Annotated in this window: 34 protein-coding genes; all 34 read right to left on the reverse strand. The window is 33.8% G+C overall.

The window, feature by feature from the left end; translation table 11 throughout:
- Positions 1-7 precede the first annotated feature (7 nt).
- The 34 genes from rpsM to rpoC all read right to left on the reverse strand — a co-directional run bounded on the left by rpsM (position 8) and on the right by rpoC (position 21,850).
- Positions 8-379: a 30S ribosomal protein S13 gene (rpsM, locus tag J2Z24_RS06805; RefSeq protein ID WP_035147469.1), complete on the reverse strand. Its 372-nt coding sequence runs from the start codon at positions 377-379 to the stop codon at positions 8-10.
- 121 nt (positions 380-500) lie between these two features.
- Positions 501-614, reverse strand: a complete 114-nt coding sequence (gene rpmJ, locus J2Z24_RS06810) for a 50S ribosomal protein L36 (protein WP_035147466.1) — start codon at positions 612-614, stop codon at positions 501-503.
- A gap of 15 nt (positions 615-629) precedes the next feature.
- A complete protein-coding gene (infA, locus tag J2Z24_RS06815; RefSeq protein ID WP_027625101.1) occupies positions 630-848 on the reverse strand; it encodes a translation initiation factor IF-1 in 219 nt (72 codons plus the stop codon).
- A gap of 6 nt (positions 849-854) precedes the next feature.
- Positions 855-1,136, reverse strand: a complete 282-nt coding sequence (locus tag J2Z24_RS06820) for a KOW domain-containing RNA-binding protein (RefSeq protein WP_035147462.1) — start codon at positions 1,134-1,136, stop codon at positions 855-857.
- A 14-nt stretch (positions 1,137-1,150) separates the two neighbouring features.
- Positions 1,151-1,900 (reverse strand): type I methionyl aminopeptidase, encoded by a 750-nt coding sequence (gene map / locus J2Z24_RS06825; RefSeq protein ID WP_035147460.1) that lies wholly within the window; start codon positions 1,898-1,900, stop codon positions 1,151-1,153.
- The gene (locus J2Z24_RS06830; protein WP_035147457.1) at positions 1,901-2,551 is read right to left on the reverse strand and encodes an adenylate kinase; all 651 of its coding nucleotides are present in this window, start codon (positions 2,549-2,551) and stop codon (positions 1,901-1,903) included.
- Positions 2,552-2,573: 22 nt separating this feature from the next.
- A complete protein-coding gene (gene secY / locus J2Z24_RS06835) occupies positions 2,574-3,857 on the reverse strand; it encodes a preprotein translocase subunit SecY (protein WP_035147453.1) in 1,284 nt (427 codons plus the stop codon).
- Between the two features lies 1 nt (position 3,858).
- On the reverse strand, positions 3,859-4,299 hold the full coding sequence (rplO, locus tag J2Z24_RS06840) for a 50S ribosomal protein L15 (protein ID WP_035147450.1): 441 nt from the start codon (positions 4,297-4,299) through the stop codon (positions 3,859-3,861).
- Between the two features lie 17 nt (positions 4,300-4,316).
- On the reverse strand, positions 4,317-4,499 hold the full coding sequence (rpmD, locus tag J2Z24_RS06845) for a 50S ribosomal protein L30 (RefSeq protein ID WP_035147449.1): 183 nt from the start codon (positions 4,497-4,499) through the stop codon (positions 4,317-4,319).
- Positions 4,500-4,510: 11 nt separating this feature from the next.
- On the reverse strand, positions 4,511-5,008 hold the full coding sequence (gene rpsE, locus J2Z24_RS06850; protein ID WP_035147447.1) for a 30S ribosomal protein S5: 498 nt from the start codon (positions 5,006-5,008) through the stop codon (positions 4,511-4,513).
- A gap of 16 nt (positions 5,009-5,024) precedes the next feature.
- Positions 5,025-5,384, reverse strand: a complete 360-nt coding sequence (gene rplR, locus J2Z24_RS06855; RefSeq protein ID WP_035147446.1) for a 50S ribosomal protein L18 — start codon at positions 5,382-5,384, stop codon at positions 5,025-5,027.
- A 24-nt stretch (positions 5,385-5,408) separates the two neighbouring features.
- Entirely contained in the window at positions 5,409-5,951 is a 543-nt protein-coding gene (gene rplF / locus J2Z24_RS06860) for a 50S ribosomal protein L6 (protein WP_035147445.1), read from the reverse strand.
- Positions 5,952-5,973: 22 nt separating this feature from the next.
- On the reverse strand, positions 5,974-6,372 hold the full coding sequence (rpsH, locus tag J2Z24_RS06865; protein WP_035147444.1) for a 30S ribosomal protein S8: 399 nt from the start codon (positions 6,370-6,372) through the stop codon (positions 5,974-5,976).
- A 29-nt stretch (positions 6,373-6,401) separates the two neighbouring features.
- Positions 6,402-6,587 carry a type Z 30S ribosomal protein S14 gene (locus tag J2Z24_RS06870; protein ID WP_035147442.1) on the reverse strand — a complete coding sequence of 62 codons (186 nt, stop codon included), beginning with the start codon at positions 6,585-6,587 and terminating at the stop codon, positions 6,402-6,404.
- Positions 6,588-6,602: 15 nt separating this feature from the next.
- Positions 6,603-7,145, reverse strand: coding sequence for a 50S ribosomal protein L5 (gene rplE, locus J2Z24_RS06875; protein ID WP_035147439.1), 543 nt, complete (start codon positions 7,143-7,145; stop codon positions 6,603-6,605).
- A 21-nt stretch (positions 7,146-7,166) separates the two neighbouring features.
- Positions 7,167-7,487: a 50S ribosomal protein L24 gene (rplX, locus tag J2Z24_RS06880; protein ID WP_035147437.1), complete on the reverse strand. Its 321-nt coding sequence runs from the start codon at positions 7,485-7,487 to the stop codon at positions 7,167-7,169.
- A gap of 18 nt (positions 7,488-7,505) precedes the next feature.
- On the reverse strand, positions 7,506-7,874 hold the full coding sequence (rplN, locus tag J2Z24_RS06885) for a 50S ribosomal protein L14 (RefSeq protein WP_035147435.1): 369 nt from the start codon (positions 7,872-7,874) through the stop codon (positions 7,506-7,508).
- 30 nt (positions 7,875-7,904) lie between these two features.
- A complete protein-coding gene (gene rpsQ, locus J2Z24_RS06890; protein ID WP_035147433.1) occupies positions 7,905-8,159 on the reverse strand; it encodes a 30S ribosomal protein S17 in 255 nt (84 codons plus the stop codon).
- Between the two features lie 21 nt (positions 8,160-8,180).
- The gene (gene rpmC, locus J2Z24_RS06895) at positions 8,181-8,393 is read right to left on the reverse strand and encodes a 50S ribosomal protein L29 (RefSeq protein ID WP_035147431.1); all 213 of its coding nucleotides are present in this window, start codon (positions 8,391-8,393) and stop codon (positions 8,181-8,183) included.
- Entirely contained in the window at positions 8,383-8,826 is a 444-nt protein-coding gene (rplP, locus tag J2Z24_RS06900) for a 50S ribosomal protein L16 (protein ID WP_035147429.1), read from the reverse strand. Before rplP ends, rpmC begins: the two co-directional genes overlap by 11 nt.
- A gap of 17 nt (positions 8,827-8,843) precedes the next feature.
- Complete coding sequence (rpsC, locus tag J2Z24_RS06905) at positions 8,844-9,512, reverse strand: 30S ribosomal protein S3 (RefSeq protein WP_035147427.1); 669 nt, start codon at positions 9,510-9,512, stop codon at positions 8,844-8,846.
- A 17-nt stretch (positions 9,513-9,529) separates the two neighbouring features.
- Positions 9,530-9,865, reverse strand: a complete 336-nt coding sequence (gene rplV / locus J2Z24_RS06910; RefSeq protein WP_035147424.1) for a 50S ribosomal protein L22 — start codon at positions 9,863-9,865, stop codon at positions 9,530-9,532.
- 22 nt (positions 9,866-9,887) lie between these two features.
- Positions 9,888-10,172 carry a 30S ribosomal protein S19 gene (rpsS, locus tag J2Z24_RS06915; protein WP_035147421.1) on the reverse strand — a complete coding sequence of 95 codons (285 nt, stop codon included), beginning with the start codon at positions 10,170-10,172 and terminating at the stop codon, positions 9,888-9,890.
- Positions 10,173-10,241: 69 nt separating this feature from the next.
- Positions 10,242-11,072: a 50S ribosomal protein L2 gene (gene rplB, locus J2Z24_RS06920; protein ID WP_035147418.1), complete on the reverse strand. Its 831-nt coding sequence runs from the start codon at positions 11,070-11,072 to the stop codon at positions 10,242-10,244.
- 71 nt (positions 11,073-11,143) lie between these two features.
- Entirely contained in the window at positions 11,144-11,437 is a 294-nt protein-coding gene (gene rplW / locus J2Z24_RS06925) for a 50S ribosomal protein L23 (protein ID WP_035147415.1), read from the reverse strand.
- Positions 11,437-12,057, reverse strand: a complete 621-nt coding sequence (gene rplD / locus J2Z24_RS06930; RefSeq protein WP_035147413.1) for a 50S ribosomal protein L4 — start codon at positions 12,055-12,057, stop codon at positions 11,437-11,439. Before rplD ends, rplW begins: the two co-directional genes overlap by 1 nt.
- Positions 12,058-12,082: 25 nt before the next feature.
- Positions 12,083-12,712 (reverse strand): 50S ribosomal protein L3, encoded by a 630-nt coding sequence (rplC, locus tag J2Z24_RS06935; protein WP_035147411.1) that lies wholly within the window; start codon positions 12,710-12,712, stop codon positions 12,083-12,085.
- A 77-nt stretch (positions 12,713-12,789) separates the two neighbouring features.
- Positions 12,790-13,098 carry a 30S ribosomal protein S10 gene (gene rpsJ, locus J2Z24_RS06940; protein WP_035147409.1) on the reverse strand — a complete coding sequence of 103 codons (309 nt, stop codon included), beginning with the start codon at positions 13,096-13,098 and terminating at the stop codon, positions 12,790-12,792.
- Between the two features lie 395 nt (positions 13,099-13,493).
- Positions 13,494-14,687, reverse strand: a complete 1,194-nt coding sequence (gene tuf / locus J2Z24_RS06945; RefSeq protein WP_035147406.1) for an elongation factor Tu — start codon at positions 14,685-14,687, stop codon at positions 13,494-13,496.
- Between the two features lie 31 nt (positions 14,688-14,718).
- The gene (gene fusA, locus J2Z24_RS06950; RefSeq protein WP_035152272.1) at positions 14,719-16,785 is read right to left on the reverse strand and encodes an elongation factor G; all 2,067 of its coding nucleotides are present in this window, start codon (positions 16,783-16,785) and stop codon (positions 14,719-14,721) included.
- Between the two features lie 94 nt (positions 16,786-16,879).
- A complete protein-coding gene (rpsG, locus tag J2Z24_RS06955) occupies positions 16,880-17,350 on the reverse strand; it encodes a 30S ribosomal protein S7 (RefSeq protein ID WP_035152275.1) in 471 nt (156 codons plus the stop codon).
- Positions 17,351-17,506: 156 nt separating this feature from the next.
- Positions 17,507-17,884 carry a 30S ribosomal protein S12 gene (gene rpsL, locus J2Z24_RS06960; protein WP_035152277.1) on the reverse strand — a complete coding sequence of 126 codons (378 nt, stop codon included), beginning with the start codon at positions 17,882-17,884 and terminating at the stop codon, positions 17,507-17,509.
- A 54-nt stretch (positions 17,885-17,938) separates the two neighbouring features.
- Positions 17,939-18,181: a ribosomal L7Ae/L30e/S12e/Gadd45 family protein gene (locus J2Z24_RS06965; protein WP_035152281.1), complete on the reverse strand. Its 243-nt coding sequence runs from the start codon at positions 18,179-18,181 to the stop codon at positions 17,939-17,941.
- A 111-nt stretch (positions 18,182-18,292) separates the two neighbouring features.
- Positions 18,293-21,850: a DNA-directed RNA polymerase subunit beta' gene (gene rpoC, locus J2Z24_RS06970; protein ID WP_035152283.1), complete on the reverse strand. Its 3,558-nt coding sequence runs from the start codon at positions 21,848-21,850 to the stop codon at positions 18,293-18,295.
- Position 21,851 lies beyond the last annotated feature (1 nt).

A 21,851-nucleotide genomic window follows, 5' to 3' on the forward strand; every position in this document is an offset into this window, starting at 1 on the left:
ATCAATGCTATTTCTTTTTCTTAGAACCAACTAATTTCTTTGGACCTTTTCTTGTTCTAGCATTAGTCTTAGTTTTCTGACCTCTTACTGGAAGTCCTCTTCTATGTCTTATTCCTCTATAACAACCTATTTCAACCAATCTCTTTATATCAAGAGCTATATTTCTTCTTAAATCACCTTCAACAGTAAAATTTTTATTTATATAATCTCTTAATGCATTAACTTCTTCTTCACTTAAATCCTTAACTCTTGCATTTGGATTAACTCCTGTTTCTTTAAGGATTTTGTGTGAACTTGGTAATCCTATACCGAAAATGTAGGTTAGACCTATTTCTACTCTTTTTTCCTTTGGTAGGTCAACTCCTGCTATTCTTGCCATTAATATTACACCTCCTGAATATCTTTATTATAGATAAAGGATTAATTAATTTAAATTTATATATAAAGTTTTAGGCCATTAGGATCTTTAAAATCCTAATGTCAGCCGCCCCAAAACATTATTAACCTTGTTTTTGTTTGTGTTTAGGATTTTCACAAATAACCATTAATCTTCCTTTTCTTTTTATGACTTTGCATTTTTCACATATAGGCTTAACTGATGGTCTTACTTTCATAGCTAACCCTCCTTATTACTTTGCTCTCCAAGTTATTCTTCCACGAGTTAAATCATATGGAGAAAGCTCCACAGTAACTTTATCTCCCGGCAGTATTCTTATAAAATTCATTCTTAATTTTCCAGAAATATGAGCTAATATTTTATGCCCACTTTCTAATTCTACTTCAAACATAGCATTAGGTAAAGCTTCTAAAACAGTACCCTGCATTTCTATAACATCCTCTTTTGACATAAGGTCTCAAACCTCCTTATTCATGTCGTGAGACTGCAAAAATTTCCTAATCATCAAATTACTAACTTCATTATTCTCTAATAACGTTTTTTTAATTTCATCAGCTATTACATTAGTAAAAACTAAATGCTTAATTTTCTTTTTCTTAGGTTTTTCAACAAACCTTAAACTGCCATCGGAAATATAAACATATTCTTCATTCAAAACTGCTGTAACTATGAAGAATCTACCCTTATCTCTTCCTGCCTTAGAACAGACTACTTTACCTATCTGGTCATTATCATTCAAGATTTTCACCTCTATTAAATCAATGTTAGTATTTCTGGGCCGTTATCTAAAATAGCAACTGTGTTTTCATAATGAGCTGATAAACTATTATCTTTGGTCACAACTGTCCATCCATTTGGTTCAACTTTTACATGATAATCTCCTATGTTAACCATAGGTTCTATAGCTATAACCATGCCCTTTATTAATTTAGGGCCTCTACCAGGCCTACCAAAATTAGGAACCTCAGGATCTTCATGCATTTCTTTACCAATACCGTGACCAACATAGTCTCTAACAACAGAATAGGCAAAACTCTCAACATATTGCTGAACTGCAGAAGAGATATCAGTTAATCTATTCCCTATTGTAGCTTTTTCTACTCCCTTAAAAAAACTTTCCTTAGTCACTTCAATAAGTTTCTTAGCTTCTTCAGAAATTTTTCCTATAGGGAAAGTTCTTGCTGCATCTCCATGATATCCATTAATAATTGCTCCACAATCTATACTTATAATATCGCCTTCTTGTAGAACCCTATCTTTAGATGGAATACCATGAACTACTTCATTATTTACTGATGCACATATTGAAGCGGGAAATCCATAATAACCCTTAAAAGATGGCTTAGCACCTCTCTGAGTTATAAACTCTTCTGCTATTCTATCCAATTCTCCAGTAGTTATTCCAGGTTTTACTGCCTCTTCAAGTTTTGCAAGGGTATCTCCTACAACTTTACCTGCCTGTCTCATATACTCAATTTCTATATCATTTTTAATAATTATCATCTATATATCGCTCCCTAGGATATTACAAACGCTTTGAAAAACTTCACTAATTTCACGAGTTCCATCAATTGCATAAAGTGAATCATTGCTTTTATAATACTGAACTAACGGTGCTGTTTGATTTGAATACACTTCTAATCTCTCTTTTACTGTTTCTTCAGTATCATCTTTCCTCTGAACAAGCTCTCCACCACACAAATCACATTTACCTTCAGTCTTTGAAGGATTAAATTTCACATGGTAGCTAGCTCCACAATTCTTACACACTCTTCTTCCTGTCATTCTCTCTAGAATGAAATCTTGAGGTACTTCTATTAATAAAGCATTATCAATTTTTGTTCCTTCATTATTTAGGAATTTATCAAGTGCTTCTGCTTGTTTTACTGTTCTAGGAAATCCATCTAATAAAAATCCTTTTTTGCAATCATCATTCTTTAATCTATCATTAACTATTTCTATAGTTAACTCATCTGGTACTAATTGACCTTTATCCATGTAACTCTTCGCTTTAATTCCAAGGGGCGTCTTTTCTGATATATTTTTTCTAAATATATCACCTGTTGATATATGTGGTATGGAATATTTTTCACTAATTAACTTTGCCTGTGTCCCTTTTCCAGCTCCTGGAGGACCTAGTAAAATTATCTTCAACTAAACCATCTCCAAATATTTATTACTTTAAAAATCCTTGATAATGTCTCATTACTAATTGAGATTCTATTTGTCTTATAGATTCAAGAGCAACTCCTACGATAATTAGCAATCCAGTACCTCCAAAATAAATTCCTTTGAAAGGAGTATTTGATGATACTATTATAGGTATAATTGCTATCATTCCAGCAAAAACACCCCCAAGTACTGCTATTCTTGTTAGCACTTTTTCAATATAATTTGCTGTAGGCTCTCCTGGTCTTATTCCTGGAATAAAGCCAGCTGACTTATGCATATTTTCAGCCATTTCATCAGGTTTAAATGTAACTTGTGTATAAAACCAAGTAAAGAATATTATTAGTAGGAAATACATTAAACTGTATTGCCAACTACCCTCTCTAAAAGGACTATACTTACTTCCTGTTATAATCATGTTAAACTTTGAATTAGGCCAAAATTGACTTATTGTTGCAGGAAAAAGCATAAGTGACATAGCAAATATTATACCTATAACTCCTGAGGAATTCACATTTATAGGAATATGTGTTGACTGTCCTTTATACATTTTTCCTCCTACAGTTTTCCCTGCATACTGAATAGGTATTCTTCTTTCTGCAAGACTCATCACAACTGCTGACAAGAATAATGCTGCTACTACTACTACAAACGTTATAACTTGAACGAAGTTAACTTCTTCAGCTTTTTGAAGTGATGATATGCTATATATAGTACTCGGAACTCTTGAAACAATATTTACAAATATTATAAGTGATATACCATTTCCAATGCCCTTTTCAGTAATCTTATCTCCGAACCACATTAGAAATGTTGATGCTGTGGTTAAAGTAAGGATTATTAAAAACATACTAAGCTTAGAACCATCTTGTAATGCTCCAGCTCTTGATATAATGGCATATGTACTGAAACCTTGAATGATACTAAAAACTATAGCACCATATCTAGTATATTGCTGAATTTTTTTTCTACCTTCTTCTCCTTCTTTAGATAATTGTTCTAAAGAAGGTATAGCGATAGTCAAAAGCTGAAATATAATGGATGAGTTAATATACGGAACTACACCCATAGCAAATATACTAAATTTGCTGAATGCACCACCAGATATCAAATCATATAAGCTAAATAAGTTTCCATTACCTGCTTCTGTAAGTGCCTTTAATCTTGATTGGTCAATCCCTGGAACGAGAATAAAATTTCCCATTCTAAAAAGGATTAACATAAAAAATGTAAAGAGTATCCTCTTCCTCAAATCGGGAACTTTCCAGGCATTACGTAGGGTTGATAGCACCTTATATCACCTCAACTTTTCCTCCAGCTGCTTCAATCTTTTCAGCTGCTGCTTTAGAAAATTTAGCTGCCTTAACTGTTAAGCTTTTTTCTAACTCACCATTAGCTAAAATTTTAACTCCATCATAAACTTTACCTATTATTCCTTTTTCGATTAGTAATTCTGGAGTTACAACTGTTCCGTTTTCAAATATATTTAATCTATCAACGTTGATAGCTGCAAATCTTTTAGCAAATATATTTGTAAATCCTCTCTTAGGTAGTCTTCTATATAATGGCATCTGTCCGCCTTCAAATCCTGGTCTTACTCCACCGCCGGATCTAGCTTTTTGTCCTTTTTCACCTTTTCCCGCATTTCTACCAAGTCCTGAACCAGTACCTCTACCTACTCTCTTTGGAGCTTTTTTTGAACCTTCTGCTGGTCTTAATTCATGAAGTTTCATACCTTACACCTCCTCTTTTACTGTATTTCTTCTACTTCTAAAAGATAACTTACTTTATTTATCATACCTCTGATTTGAGGAGTATCATTTTGTTCAACTGTTTTTCCTATTTTCTTTAATCCAAGAGCATTAACTGTAGATATATGGCTTTCTTTTCTACCAATTAAACTCTTCTTTAAAGTTATTTTAAGTTTAGCCAAGGCTATCCCTCCTAACCTAAAATCTCTTCAACGGTTTTTCCTCTTAACTTAGCTATCTGTTCAGCTGTTCTTAGTCTTGATAAACCGTTAATTGTAGCATTAACCATGTTTCTTGGATTATTAGAACCTAAAGATTTAGCTCTAACATCTTTTAAACCAGCTAATTCAAGTACTGCTCTTACTGGACCACCAGCTATAACTCCTGTACCTTCATTTGCAGTCATTAAAAGAACTCTTCCTGTTCCAAATTCTCCTTGAATATCATGTGGTATTGTAGTTTCAACTATTGGAACTTCTACTAAATTTTTCTTTGCATCTTCTATACCTTTTCTTATAGCTTCAGGTATTTCTATAGATTTCCCCATACCAACGCCTACGTGGCCATTTTCATCTCCAACAACTACGAGGGCGCTAAATCTGAAGTTTCTACCACCTTTTACAACCTTAGCAACTCTATTTATAAATACAACTTTTTCTTTCAAATCCAAAGTGCTAGGATCTATTCTCATTTATTTCCCTCCTTTTTTAGAACTGTAAACCTGCTTCTCTCGCACCATCTGCAAGTTCTTTTACTCTTCCGTGATAAACGTATCCGCCTCTATCAAAAACAACTTCTTTAATTCCTTTTTCTATTGCTCTTTTAGCTACTAGTTCTCCAACTAGTTTAGCTCCTTCTTTATTACTTCCAAGTCCATTAAAATCTTTATCTAAACTTGAAGCAGCAGCTAAAGTTATACCATTTATATCATCTATAATCTGTGCATATATATTTTTTTCACTTCTATATACTGAAAGTCTTGGTATTTCAGTAGTTCCAGAAATTTTCTTACGAACTCTTAAATGACGTTTAACTCTTGACTTCTTTCTGTCATCCTTCTTAAACATAGAGACTCACTCCTTTCCTAATCTTTATTTCTTACCAGTTTTACCTTCCTTACGTCTGATAACTTCGTTATCATACTTAATTCCTTTTCCCTTGTAAGGTTCAGGTTTTCTCCATTCTCTTATATCAGCTGCCACATCTCCAACTAGTTCTTTATCGATACCTTTAACGATAATCTTATTAGCTCCTTCTAATTGGAAATCTACGCCTTCAACTGGATCTATTTCAACTGGATGTGAGAATCCAAGATTTAATACTAATTTTTTACCTTGTAACTGAGCTCTATAACCTACTCCAACTAATTCTAATGTCTTTTGATATCCTTCAGTTACTCCTACAACCATGTTATTTATTAACGCTCTTGTTAATCCATGAAGAGATCTGCTCTCTTTTTGATCATTATTTCTTGTAACTACTACAGAATTGTCCTCAACAGCTATGTTAATAGCAGGATGCATGTTTTTTACAAGCTGACCTTTTGGCCCCTTTACAGTAACAACGTTATCTGGTGTTACTGTAACAGTTACACTATTTGGTATAGCTATTGGAAGTCTTCCTATTCTTGACATTATTACACCTCCTGTTCATTCATTACCAAATATAACAAAGTACTTCGCCACCAACTGCAAACTTTCTTGCGTCTCTATCTGTTACGATTCCTTTTGAAGTTGATACAATAGCAACTCCTAAACCATTTAATACTTTAGGAATTTCCTCTTTTCTGCAATATACTCTTAAACCTGGTTTTGATATTCTCTTTAAGCCTGTTATAACTCTTTCTTTATTCTGACCATACTTCATTGTTATTTTTAACATTGGAACTGAACCATCATTGTATTCCTCAATGTCTTTTACATATCCTTCTTGAAGCATTATATTTGCAATAGCCTTCTTAATATTTGAAGAAGGTACTTCTACTGTTTCATGTCTAACTATATTAGCATTTCTAATACGTGTTAGTAAATCTGCGATTGGGTCAGTCATTACCATATTTAATGTGCCTCCTTTCCTATAACAAATTACCAACTTGCTTTCTTACATCCAGGTATTTGACCTTTGTATGCAAGTTCTCTAAAACAAATACGGCATATACCAAATTTCTTTAAAACAGAATGTGGTCTTCCACAAATTCTACATCTTGTGTAAGCTCTTGTTGAGTACTTAGGTTCTTTTTTCCACTTTTCTATTAAAGCCTTACGTGCCACAATTTTCCCTCCTTATTATTGAGCAAAAGGCATTCCAAGGAATCTTAATAATTCTCTTGCTTCCTCGTCAGTCTTTGCAGTTGTAACAAATATAATATCCATACCTCTTACTTTATCAATCTTATCATATTCAATTTCAGGGAATATAAGCTGTTCTTTAACTCCTAATGAATAATTTCCTCTACCGTCAAAAGACTTATCTGAAATACCTCTAAAATCTCTTACTCTTGGTAGTGCTATATTCATTAATTTATCCGCAAACTCATACATTTTTTGCTTTCTTAAAGTAACCTTACATCCTATTGGCATGTTTTCTCTTATTTTAAAATTTGCTATTGACTTTTTTGCTCTTGTTAACACAGGCTTTTGTCCTGTAATGATTGTTAAATCACTAACTGCTGATTCTAATATTTTTTGATTTTCTTTAGCTTCTCCAACACCCATGTTTATAACTATTTTTTCAAGCTTTGGAACTTCCATTATATTCTGATATCCGAACTTTTCCATTAAAGCTGTAACTACTTCTTTTTCGTATTTTTCCTGTAATCTTGGAATCATTAGTTAAACCTCCTTTCAAGATTAGAATGTTTCTCCGCACTTTTTACAAACTCTTACTTTAGTTCCGTCATCTAATATCTTATGACTTATTCTTGTTACTGATTTGCATTTTGTACAGTATAACATAACTTTTGAACTATATATAGGCGCTTCTTTATGAACAATTCCACCTTGCATATTTTCTCTGCTTGGTTTCTGGTGTTTTGTAACTACATTAACACCTTTAACTAATACTTTATTATGCTTAGGGAATACGCTTAAAACTTCACCTATTTTTCCCTTATCTTTTCCAGATATAACCATAACTGTGTCTTTTTTTCTAACATGTATCTTATTCTGCATTTAAGCCACCTCCCTATCCTATAGAACTTCAGGTGCTAATGATAATATTTTTGTAAATTCTTTATCTCTTAGCTCCCTTGCAACAGGTCCAAAGATACGAGTTCCTTTTGGTTGTTTATCATCCTTTATTATAACAGCGGCATTTTCATCGAATCTTATATATGAACCATCTGCTCTTCTTAAACCTTTTACAGATCTTACGATTACTGCCTTAACAACATCGCCTTTTTTAACAACACCGCCTGGTGTTGCACTTTTAACGCTAGCAACTATTACATCTCCGATGTTACCCCATTTTCTCTTGGAACCACCTAGTACTCTTATACACATAATCTCTTTAGCACCAGAGTTATCTGCAACTCTTAATATGGTTTGCTGCTGAATCATTAAAAATACCCTCCTTTCAGCTTTTTAAGACTATTTAGCTTTTTCAACTATTTCTACAACTCTCCATCTTTTTTCTTTTGATAATGGTCTAGTTTCCATTATTAAAACTCTATCATTAATTTTAGCCTCATTATTTTCATCATGTGCTTTAAATTTAGTTGTTCTGTTCACAGTTTTCCCATATAATGGGTGACGAACTTTAGTTTCTACTGCTACAACAACAGTTTTATCCATTTTATCAGAAACAACTCTACCTATTCTTGACTTTCTATTTGTTCTTTCCACAGGATAAACCTCCTTTCAATTTTACTGCTCAAACTTCCTTAGTTCTTCTTCTCTAAGGATGGTCTTAATCTGGGCTATAGATTTTTTTACTTCTCTTATTCTCATTGGGTTTTCTAACTGACCAGTAGCTAACTGAAATCTAAGGTTAAACAATTCGCCCTTAAGATCATTTAACTTTACTGCTAAATCTTCAGGACTGCCTTTTCTTAATTCTTGTAATTCTCTAGCCTTCATTGATTTCACCACCCATTTCTTCAAAATCTGATCTCATAACAAATTTAGTGGATACTGGTAATTTATGTGAAGCAAGTCTCATAGCTTCTCTTGCTACCTTTTCACTAACACCTGTTAGTTCAAATAATACTCTACCTGGTTTTACTACTGCTACCCAGTATTCAGGTGAACCTTTACCGGAACCCATACGTGTTTCAGCTGGTTTTTCAGTAACTGGTTTATCTGGGAAAATCTTTATCCAAAGTTTTCCTCCTCTTTTTATATATCTATTTATAGCTATTCTGGCAGCTTCAATTTGATTGCTTGTGATCCAGCCACATTCAGTAGCTTGAATACCAAAATCACCGTATGCTATAAAGTTACCTCTAGTAGCCTTACCTTTCATTCTGCCACGCTGTACCTTACGATGTTTAACTCTTTTAGGCATTAACATGTCATATTCCTCCTTCCCTATGCATTAACTTCTTCCTTTATTTCTTTTTTTGCTGGAAGAACTTCACCTCTATATACCCATACTTTTACACCAATTTTCCCATATGTAGTATCTGCTTCAGCAAATCCGTAATCTATATCAGCTCTTAAAGTCTGTAGAGGAATTGTTCCTTCATGATATTGCTCTGTTCTAGCTATATCAGCTCCGCCAAGTCTTCCTGAACAAGCAGTCTTAACACCTTTAGCTCCTGATCTCATAGCTCTTTGAATTGTTTGTTTCATAGCTCTTCTAAAAGATATTCTTTTTTCAAGCTGTTGTGCTATATTTTCAGCCATTAACTGAGCATCAGTTTCTGCTGCTTTAACTTCTACTATATTTATTAAAATATTTTTATCACTATTGATTAACTTTTGTAATTCAGCTTTTAAAGCATCAATTCCTTGACCGCCTTTTCCAATTATCATACCTGGTTTAGCAGTGTGTATATTTAACTTAACTCTTTTCGCCGCTCTTTCTATTTCAATTTTTGAAATACCAGCTGAGTAAGATTTATTTTTAACAAATTCTCTTATAAGATTATCTTCAACTAAATTATCTGAGAAATTTTTACCATCAGCATACCATTTAGCATCCCAATCTTTTATAACTCCAACTCTTAAACCGTGTGGATGTACTTTCTGTCCCATCTATTTCCCTCCTTCTTTTAATCTCTTTCCTTTACAACTAACGTAATATGGCTAGTTCTTTTATTTATTCTAAACGCTCTACCCTGAGCATGTGGCTGAAATCTCTTCAATATAGGTCCTTCACAAGCATAAGCTTCAGCAACATATAATCTGCTTACATCTAAATTTAAATTATTTTCAGCATTAGCTACAGCTGACTTTAAAACTTTATTCACTACTACAGCTGCATCTTTTGGAGTGTACTGTAATATAGCAAAGGCCTCATTTACATTTTTATTTCTTATTAAGTCAAGAACTATTCCTATTTTCATTGAGGACATTCTTACATATTTAGCTATTGCTTTAGCTTCCATTAAATATTACCTCCTTCCTGTACTATCTTGAGCCAGATGACTTTTCAGTCTTATCTACATGGCCCTTAAATGTTCTAGTCAATACGAATTCTCCTAATTTATGTCCAACCATATCTTCTAAGATATATACAGGAACATGTTTTCTTCCGTCATGTACTGCTATAGTATGACCTATCATTTGTGGAAAAATAGTTGAACTTCTTGACCATGTCTTTATTACTTTCTTTTCACCATTTTTATTCATTTCGTTTATTTTCTTTAAAAGTCCTTCATGCACAAAAGGTCCTTTCTTAATGGATCTACTCAACTTAATTGGCCTCCCTTCACATAACCTTATTAACAACTTTTGAAGAGAATATAATTATTCTCTTCAAAATTAATCATTTTTTCTCTTAATAATAAATCTATCAGAGTATTTTTTATGCTTTCTTGTCTTATATCCAAGAGCTGGCTTACCCCATGGAGTAAGTGGACTTGGGTGTCCTATTGGTGATCTACCTTCACCACCACCATGTGGATGGTCATTAGGGTTCATTACAGAACCTCTAACTGTAGGTCTGAATCCCATATGTCTCTTTCTACCAGCTTTACCTATATTAACAATTTCATTTGTTAAATTAGAAACTGTTCCTATTGTTGCTCTACATTCTACTCTTACATATCTCATTTCACCACTTGGAAGTCTCAATGTTGCATAATCGCCTTCTTTAGCCATTAACTGTGCTGAACTTCCTGCAGATCTAACAAGCTGGGCACCTTTTCCTTTTGATAATTCAATGTTATGAACAAAAGTACCAACTGGAATATTCTTAAGTGGAAGGCAATTTCCAACTTTTATATCTGATTCTGGTCCTGAATAAACTGTGTCTCCAACTTTTAATCCATCAGGAGCTATAATATATCTCTTTTCTCCATCAGCATAAACAACAAGTGCTATAAATGCAGTTCTATTTGGATCATATTCTATTGTAGCAACTTTTGCTGGAATTCCATCCTTATTTCTTTTAAAATCTATTAATCTATATTTTCTTTTAGCTCCGCCACCACGATGACGAACAGTTATTTTACCGTTATTATTTCTACCACCAGTTCTGTTTAATGAAACTAGAAGAGACTTCTCTGGTGAATCAGTTGTTATTTCATTATATGTACACACAGTCATTTGTCTTCTAGCAGGTGTGGTAGGTTTAAATCCTTTAACAGCCATCTTGTGCTACCTCCTTATCTTGAGCTTATCTGGCTTATCGCCAATAACGCCTTATTTTAACTAACTAAAAATTACATTCCTTCAAAGAACTCAATTGTTTTACTGTTCTCTGATAATTTAACAACAGCTTTTTTATAATCAGGTCTTTTTCCGAAATGAACTCCTACTCTCTTATTTTTTCCTAAGTAGTTAGCTGTCTTTATTTCAGCAACTTCTACTCCAAAAATATCCTCTATTGCTCTTTTAATCTGAGATTTATTTACATGTTTATCAACTATAAAGGTGTATTTCTTATCGCTCATAGAAGCCATACTTTTTTCAGTTATAACTGGTCTTCTGATTATATCATAATTTGTTAGCTTCATTATGCATACACCTCCTCAATTTTTGATACAGCATCCTTAGTTACTATAAAGTTGTCATACTTTAGAATATCATAAACATTTAAATTGTTAACTGGAAGTACTGTTACTCCCTTTATATTTCTTGCTGATTTGTATATATTTTGATCTGATTCAGCAGTAACTATTAATGTCTTAGTAACATTTAAAGCATTTAATATTTTTACAACTTCTTTAGTCTTTGGAGCTTCTAATTCAAGACTTTCTAAAACTATTAATTGATTATCTTGAACCTTTGATGAAAGAGCTGATTTCAAAGCAACCCTTCTCATTGATTTTGGAATTGAAACTCTATAATCTCTTGGCTTTGGTGCAAATACTATACCACCGTGAATCCATTGTGGAGCTCTTATAGAACCTTGTCTTGCTCTACCAGTTCCCTTTTGTCTCCATGGTTTTATTCCACCACCAGCAACTTCAGCTCTTGTTTTTGCTGATTGAGTTCCTTGTCTTTTATTAGCTAATTGAGCTACAACTACTTGATGTAACGCATCTTTGTTAACTTCAACACCAAATACGTTATCTGCAAGCTGGAAATCTCCAACTTTCTTACCTTCTTTATTAAATAATCCTACTGTAGGCATCCTGTATCCTCCTTTCTACAGAAAATTAAGCTTTTACTGTATTTCTTATTACCACAAAACCTTTATTTGGTCCTGGTACTCCGCCTTTAATTAAAATTAAGTTCTTCTCTGGCATTACTTTTACAACTTCTAAATTTAGTACAGTTGTATTTACATTACCCATATGTCCTGGCATTTTTTTGTTTTTGAAAGTTCTTGATGGATCTGAAGATCCTCCCATAGAACCTACTGCTCTGTGGAATTTAGAACCGTGAGTCATTGGTCCTCTATGTCCATTCCATCTCTTTATAGTACCTTGGAATCCCTTACCTTTTGAAACTCCTGATACATCAACTTTTTCTCCTGCTTGGAATAAGTCAGCTTTTATTTCCTGACCTACTTGATATTCATTAGAATTCTCTAATTTAAATTCATTAATAACTCTCTTAAATCCAACACCTGCTTTTGCAAAATGTCCCTTTAATGGCTTATTAACTAATTTTTCCTTTATATCTCCAAATCCAACCTGTATTGCATCATATCCATCTTTCTCAATTGTTTTTTTCTGAACAACTACACATGGACCTGCTTCAATTACAGTAACAGGAACTACTTTATTATTTTCATCAAATATTTGTGTCATACCAAGCTTTTTACCTATTATAGCTTTTTTCATTGTTCTACACCTCCTCAACATATTAGCGGATCACTTAGTGATCATAATAGTTAGCAATACATATATATCTATTACTATTATAGTTTTATTTCGATATCAACACCTGCTGGTAGATCTAATCTCATTAATGAATCTACAGTTTTTGGTGAAGGACTGATTATGTCAATTAATCTCTTATGTGTTCTGATTTCAAACTGCTCTCTTGCATCTTTATATTTATGTGGAGCTCTTAAGATCGTTATTACATCTTTTTCTGTTGGTAATGGAACTGGTCCTGCTACCTTTGCTCCTGATGTTTTTGCAGTTTCTACAATTTTTTCAGCTGACTGATCTAAAATTGTATGGTCAAAAGCCTTCAATCTTATTCTTATTTTTTGTTTTGCCATTTTAATTTCCCTCCTTTTTCCTGCACGCTTTACTTCATACGTACAACAGCGGATGTATTCTGTAAACTGCTCCGGGTGTTGCATAAGCATAGCCATAACAACACACTACAGAATAACCGTCGCCTGGTTCGAGACCATAGCTTACTCAGTCAAGAATTACCCGGAAGCCCGGCAACCTCTTGCCTCATCGCTGTCATCACATTACAACTTCTATAGTATACAATATTTTTTTTAATTTGACAAGTGCTTTTTTATTTTCATTTTATTTATTATGCTATTTGTAGTAAATTTCTCTCTCATTGTACATATAGAATTTATATTCTATAAAAAAGAAGAGTGAGCTCACTCTTCTTTTCTTATAACTTATCCGGATAATAATTTCTCTTTAAATTTTACTATTCAACTATAGTAGTAACAACACCTGAACCTACTGTTCTTCCGCCTTCTCTTATAGCGAATCTTAATCCTTCATCCATTGCTATTGATGTGATTAATTCTACGTTCATATCAATGTGATCTCCTGGCATTACCATTTCTGTTCCTTCTGGTAATTTGATTGATCCTGTAACGTCTGTTGTTCTGAAGTAGAACTGTGGTCTATATCCATTAAAGAATGGTGTATGTCTTCCACCTTCTTCTTTCTTTAATACGTATACCTGACCTACAAATTTCTTGTGTGGATGTACTGATCCTGGTGCTGCTAACACCTGTCCTCTTTCGATATCGTCTCTCTGTACTCCTCTTAATAATGCTCCTATGTTATCTCCAGCCATTGCACTGTCTAATAACTTTCTGAACATTTCTACTCCTGTTACTACTGTCTTCTTCTTTTCTTCGCTTAATCCTACTATTTCTACTTCGTCTCCTACGTTTAGGATACCTCTTTCTACTCTTCCTGTTGCAACTGTTCCTCTTCCTGTAATTGTGAAGATATCTTCTACTGGCATTAAGAATGGCTTATCAGTTGCTCTTTCTGGAGTTGGTATATAACTATCTACTGCTGCCATTAATTCATCTATGCATTTTATTGCTTCTGCATCTGTTGGGTTTTCTAATGCTTTTAATGCTGATCCTACTACGATTGGAGCGTCATCTCCTGGGAATCCATATTCGTTTAATAATTCTCTTACTTCCATTTCAACTAATTCGATTAGTTCTGGATCATCTACCATATCTGCTTTGTTTAAGAATACTACTATGTATTCAACTCCTACTCTGGATGCTAGTAGTATATGCTCTCTTGTCTGTGGCATTGGACCATCTGCTGCACTTACAACTAAGATTGCTCCGTCCATCTGTGCTGCTCCTGTTATCATGTTCTTTACATAGTCAGCATGTCCTGGACAGTCTACGTGTGCATAGTGTCTGTTTTCTGTTTCATATTCTACGTGTGATGTATTGATTGTGATTCCTCTTTCTTTTTCTTCTGGTGCCTTATCTATTTCGTCATATTTGAATGCATCTGCAAATCCTTTGCTTGCTAATACTGTTGTGATTGCTGCTGTCAATGTTGTCTTACCATGGTCTACGTGACCTATTGTTCCTATATTTACGTGTGGCTTACTTCTTTCAAATTTTTCTTTTGACATTGTTTATTTCCTCCTTTATTTTTCAATAATATTATTTATTATTTCCTATAACTTGCTCTTGGATGCTCTTTGGAACTTCTTCATAGTGATCAAATTCCATTGAGTAAACACCTCTACCCTGTGTTCTTGATCTTAATACAGTAGCGTAACCAAACATCTCTGAAAGTGGTACAAAAGATCTAATAATCTGAGCTCCTGATTGAGCTTCCATACCTTCAATTCTTCCTCTTCTTGAGTTAATGTCACCCATAACGTCTCCCATGTACTCTTCTGGTACAGTTACTTCAACTTTCATCATTGGTTCAAGTAATACTGGGTCTGCTTTAGCCATTGCATTTTTAAACGCCATGGATCCTGCAATTTTAAATGCCATTTCAGATGAGTCAACATCATGGTATGATCCATCAAATAATTTAACTTTAAAATTAATAACTGGATATCCTGCTACTACACCACTATCTGATGCTTCTCTTATACCATTATCAATTGGAGCAATATATTCTCTTGGAATAGCTCCTCCAACAATAGCATTTTCAAATTCATATTCTCCTTCATGTGGTGCCATCTCAATCCAACAATGTCCGTATTGTCCACGTCCACCTGACTGTCTTACAAACTTACCTTCAGCTTTAACAGCTTTTCTAATAGTTTCCTTGTAAGCAACTTGTGGAGCACCTACGTTACATTCTACTTTGAATTCTCTTTGAAGTCTATCAACTATTATTTCAAGGTGTAATTCTCCCATACCTGCTATAATAGTCTGACCTGTTTCTTGGTTCGTATAAGTTCTAAATGTTGGATCTTCTTCTGCAAGTTTAGCTAACGCAATACCCATTTTTTCTTGACCAGCTTTTGTTTTAGGTTCAATTGCTACGTGAATAACTGGTTCTGGGAATTCCATTTTTTCAAGAATTACTGGTTGTTTTTCATCACAAAGTGTATCTCCAGTAGTTGTATCTTTTAATCCAACTACAGCACCTAAATCTCCAGCGTATAGTTCTTCAACATCCTGTCTATGATTTGCATGCATCTTAACTAATCTTCCGATTCTTTCTTTTTTACCCTTTAATGAGTTATACACATATGTACCATTCTTTAATATTCCTGAATAAACTCTTACGAAAGCTAATTTTCCAATAAATGGGTCAGTAGCTATTTTGAATGCTAAAGTTGCCATTGGTTCATCATCAGAAGTGTGTCTTACAACTTCTTCTCCTGTTTCAGGATGAGTAGCTTTAACTGGTGGAATGTCTAATGGTGATGGCATATATTTAACTATAGCATCTATCATAGGCTGAACACCTTTATTCTTATATGAAGAACCACAAATAACTGGAACTATTTTGTTAGCTATAACACCTTTTCTTAATGCTACTTCTAACTCTTCTACAGTTATTTCTTCACCTTCTAGATATTTCATCATTAATTCTTCGTCTAATTCAACAATTGCTTCAATCATAGCAGCTCTATACTCTTCAACTTGGTCTTTCATATCTTCTGGAATTTCTGCTGCTCCCATAGTTTTTCCTAAGTCATCTGTATATATAACTGCTTCATTTTTTATTAAGTCTACAAATCCCTTGAATGTATCTTCTTTACCTATTGGTAATTGAATTGGAACTGCATTAGCATGAAGTCTTTCTCTCATCATGTTAACAACTCTAAAGAAATCTGCTCCCATGATATCCATTTTATTTACATAAGCCATTCTTGGAACTTTGTATTTATCCGCCTGTCTCCATACTGTTTCAGTTTGTGGCTCAACACCACCTTTTGCTGTTAAAACTGTAACAGCACCATCAAGTACTCTTAATGATCTTTCAACCTCTACTGTAAAGTCTACGTGTCCTGGTGTGTCTATAATATTTATTACATGGTCTTTCCACATACAAGTTGTTGCTGCTGAAGTAATTGTAATACCTCTTTCTTGTTCTTGAACCATCCAGTCCATAGTAGCAGCACCTTCATGAACTTCTCCTATTTTATGAGTTTTTCCAGTATAGAATAGGATACGTTCTGTTGTTGTTGTTTTTCCTGCGTCTATATGTGCCATTATTCCTATATTACGAAACTTATCTAATGGATATTCTCTTGCCACTTTTATTTCCTCCTCTCAAACTATCAATATATTTTAAAAGTAGATTTAAAATTCGTAAAAACTGTTTTGGCGAGATGCCAAAACAGTTTTAATATTAATATCTGTAATGTGCAAAAGCTTTATTTGCTTCAGCCATCTTATGAGTATCTTCTCTTTTCTTAACAGCTGCACCTGTATTATTAGCTGCATCCATAAGCTCACCAGCAAGTCTTTCTCTCATGTACTTTTCTCCTCTTTTTCTTGCTGCGTCAAGAATCCATCTAATACCTAATGTCTGTCTTCTTTCTGGTCTAACTTCTATTGGAACCTGGTATGTAGCACCACCAATTCTTCTAGCTTTAACCTCAAGTAATGGCATAACATTGTTCATTGCTGTCTCAAATACTTCAATTGATTCTTTTCCTGTTTTATTAGCCATTATTTCAAAAGCATCGTAACAAATCTGCTGAGCTACACCTTTCTTACCATCTTCCATTATGTTGTTTATTAATTTAGTTACAACTTTGCTGTTGTATATTGGATCTGGTAATACATCTCTTTTTGCTATATGTCCTTTTCTTGGCACTTTTCTTCCCTCCTTAACATAATTGATTTAAGTTCATCGGTACTCGGTTTAAATCTTAAACCGCAAAGTGCTTTGTACTTCTGCAAATTATTTATAAATAAATAAACTATATATATAAATGCCGAAGACACAGCACCATTTTCAATTAATTAAAAACTATTTTTGCTTTGGTTTTTTAGCACCGTATTTTGATCTGCTTTGCATTCTGTTAGCCACTCCAGCTGAGTCTAATGCACCTCTAACAATGTGATATCTAACACCTGGAAGGTCTTTTACTCTTCCACCTCTTATAAGAACAACACTATGTTCCTGTAAGTTGTGTCCTACACCTGGAATGTACGCACTTACTTCGTAACCATTTGTAAGTCTAACTCTGGCAATCTTTCTTAACGCTGAGTTTGGCTTCTTAGGTGTAGTAGTCTTAACTACAGTGCATACTCCTCTTTTTTGAGGACACTGTTTTAAAGCTGGTGCTGTTGACTGTGCTTTCATTGTCTTTCTACCTTTTCTTACTAACTGGCTTATTGTTGGCATGTTTACACCTCCTCAATAAATTTAAATCTATAAAAATTAATTATAGTTGTAAGCTTAATCATTTAATATTACAGCAGTAGCTGCTCCAACATCTATTCCACAAAGTTTTCCTAATTCTTTCATGGTTTCTATATAAACTATCTCAAGGGAGTTTTCTTCTGCAGCACTCTTCAGTTGATCAAATATCTTTTTATCAGCATCCTTAGCTATATAAACAGTACTTCCACTTCCATTTTTTATAACTTTCAAAGATTGCTTAAAACCGACAACCTTCTTTCCATTAAGTCTGTCGATCATACCTTCCCCCCCTAAAAAATAATGCTATAGAGACAAAGCTCAGTAAGCTATGTCTCTTTTTAAAAACACACAGGAGTATTTTATCACCTTAAATCTTTCCTGTCAATAAATTTAAGCTTCTATTTCATCTGTTAATTCTTTATTTTCTTCTGGAATATTTTCCAACTGTTCATCTTTTTCTGTACTTATCTTTATAGATCTGTATCTTGTCATTCCTGTTCCAGCAGGAATTAACTTACCTATAATGACATTTTCTTTTAATCCTAATAGTGGATCAACTTTTCCTTTAATAGCTGCATCTGTTAAAACTCTGGTTGTTTCTTGGAAAGATGCTGCTGATAAGAATGATTCTGTAGCTAAAGCAGCCTTCGTAATACCTAGCAATGCAATTCTGCCTTTAGCTGGTTCTCCGCCAATAGCTTCTACTCTTTCATTCTCTTCATCAAAATCAAATATATCAATCATAGTTCCTGGTAATAACTCAGTATCACCTGAATCCTCAATTTTTACTTTTCTGGTCATCTGTCTTATTACTACTTCTAGATGTTTATCATTTATATCAACACCCTGTAATCTATAAACCTTTTGTACTTCTGATAAAAGATAATTTTTAACGCCATTTACACCTTTGATTCTTATGATATCATGAGGATTTACTGACCCTTCTGTGATTTCATCACCTGCACTAATTACACTTCCATTTGACACTTTAAGTCTTGAACCAAATGGTATATCATAGCTCACTTCTTCTCCAGAATCACCTGTTACTACTACAGTTCTTTTCTTCTTAGTTTCTTCTATTCTAGCAGTACCTGCTATTTCTGAAACTATAGCCAATCCTTTTGGTTTTCTAGCTTCAAATAACTCCTCAACTCTTGGAAGACCTTGAGTTATATCGGCTCCTGCAACACCACCAGTGTGGAAAGTTCTCATTGTAAGCTGTGTACCTGGCTCTCCTATACTCTGCGCTGCTGTAATTCCAACTGATTCACCAATATTAATTTTTCCTGCTGTAGCCATATTCATTCCATAACATTTTGAACAAACACCATGTTTAGATTTACATGTAAACACTGATCTAATTTTTAACTTCTTTATACCTACTTCTTCAATATATTCAGCTGTCTTATGATCTATATATTGATCTTTAGCAATTATAAGCTCTCCAGTGTTTGGATTTATTATATCTTCTCCTGAATATCTACCATGAAGTCTTTCAGATAAAGGTTCAATTATTTCATTTCCTTCTCTTATTTCGGAAACTTCAAATCCATCTTTAGTTCCACAATCCTCTTGTCTTACTATTACATCCTGACTTACATCAACAAGTCTTCTGGTTAAATATCCTGAATCCGCAGTTTTTAAAGCTGTATCAGCATTACCTTTTCTAGCACCATGCGTAGATATAAAATATTCTAAAACGTCAAGTCCTTCCCTAAATGATGCTCTTATCGGTAATTCTAATATCTTACCAGAAGGACTTGCCATAAGTCCTCTCATACCTGCAAGCTGCTTAATCTGACTCTTGGAACCTCTGGCTCCTGAATCAGCCATCATAAATATTGGATTAAATTTATCCAAATTGGCCATTAAGGCATCTGCTATTTCATCAGTAGTCTTAGTCCATTTCTCTATTACTCTTTCATATCTTTCATCTTCAGAGATAAATCCTCTTCTATACATTTTCTCAATCTTGCTAACTGCTGCGTCGGCCTCAGCTAGTAATCTCTTTTTAGCTTCAGGCACCACCATATCTGAAGTTGATACAGTAATAGCTCCTATACTAGAATAATGATATCCTTTAGCTTTTATTTTATCCAACATTATAGATGTTTTCGTTGGTCCATGTTTCATATAACATTTATTTATAATTTTTCCTAAAGCTGATTTATTCACTAAGAAATCTACTTCTAGTTTAAATTCATTTTCTGGATTACTTCTATCTATAAAACCTAAATCCTGAGGAATTGATTCATTAAATATTAATTTACCTGGACTTGTTTCTATTATTCCAGATATAATTTCACCATCTTTTTCCTTAAATAACTTTACTCTGATTTTAGCATGTATATCTATATCTCCCAATTGATATGCCATTATTGCTTCATCAGGTGATGAGAAGGCTCTTCCTTCACCTTTTACATCTGTCTTATCAATAGTTAAATAATATGATCCAAGTACCATATCCTGAGTAGGTACAACTACTGGCTTACCATCGGAAGGTTTTAATATGTTATGAGCTGCAAGCATTAAAAATCTAGCTTCAGCTTGAGCCTCAACAGACAATGGTACGTGAACTGCCATCTGGTCTCCATCAAAGTCAGCGTTATATGCAGTACAAGCTAATGGATGTAATTTTATAGCTCTACCTTCTACTAATACAGGTTGGAAAGCCTGTATTCCTAACCTATGTAAAGTCGGAGCACGATTTAGCAACACTGGATGATCTGATATAACTTCTTCTAATACATCCCACACTTGTGGCTGAACTCTTTCAACCATTCGTTTTGCACTCTTAATGTTATGAGCCAAGCCACCTTCTACTAATTTTTTCATTACAAAAGGCTTAAATAGCTCTAGAGCCATTTCCTTAGGTAAACCACATTGATACATTTTAAGTTCAGGTCCAACAACTATAACTGAACGTCCTGAATAGTCAACACGCTTTCCAAGTAAGTTCTGTCTAAATCTTCCCTGCTTACCTTTTAACATATCAGATAATGATTTTAAAGGTCTGTTTCCAGGACCAGTAACTGGTCTTCCTCTTCTTCCATTATCTATTAATGCATCAACTGCTTCTTGTAACATTCTCTTTTCATTTCTAACTATAATATCTGGAGCACCTAAATCCAGTAATTTCTTTAATCTATTATTTCTGTTTATAACTCTTCTGTATAGATCATTCAAATCAGATGTAGCAAATCTTCCACCATCAAGTTGAACCATAGGTCTTAAATCTGGTGGTATAACAGGAATAACATCTATAATCATCCAATCTGGTCTGTTTCCTGATTTTCTAAAAGATTCAACCACTTCTAATCTTCTTATAATTCTTACTTTCTTCTGACCTGTACTAGTCTTTAGGCCTTCCTTAAGTTCTTTAGATAGTCTTTCAAGATCTATTTCTTCTAATAATCTCTGTACAGATTCAGCTCCCATTCCTGCTAAAAAACTATCTTCTCCATATTTATCTATAGCTTCTCTATATTCCTTTTCATTCAATAATTGTTTCTTTAGCAATGGTGTTTCCTTAGGGTCAAGTACTATATAAGAAGCAAAATATAGCACCTTCTCTAATGATCTTGGAGACATATCTAATATAAGTCCCATACGTGATGGAATACCTTTAAAGTACCAAATGTGTGATACAGGGGCAGCCAATTCAATATGCCCCATTCTCTCACGTCTTACTTTGGACTTCGTTACTTCAACTCCACATCTATCACAAACTATACCCTTATATCTTACTCTTTTATATTTACCACAATGACATTCCCAATCTTTTGTAGGTCCAAATATTCTTTCACAGAATAAACCGTCTCTTTCTGGTTTCAATGTTCTATAGTTTATAGTCTCAGGTTTTTTAACTTCACCTCTTGACCATTCTCTAATTTGTTCTGGTGAAGCTAAGCCTATTTGTAACGCATCAAAATTATTTAATTCAAACAAG

This window comes from Clostridium tetanomorphum (assembly GCF_017873215.1).
Taxonomy (GTDB): domain Bacteria; phylum Bacillota; class Clostridia; order Clostridiales; family Clostridiaceae; genus Clostridium_AO; species Clostridium_AO tetanomorphum.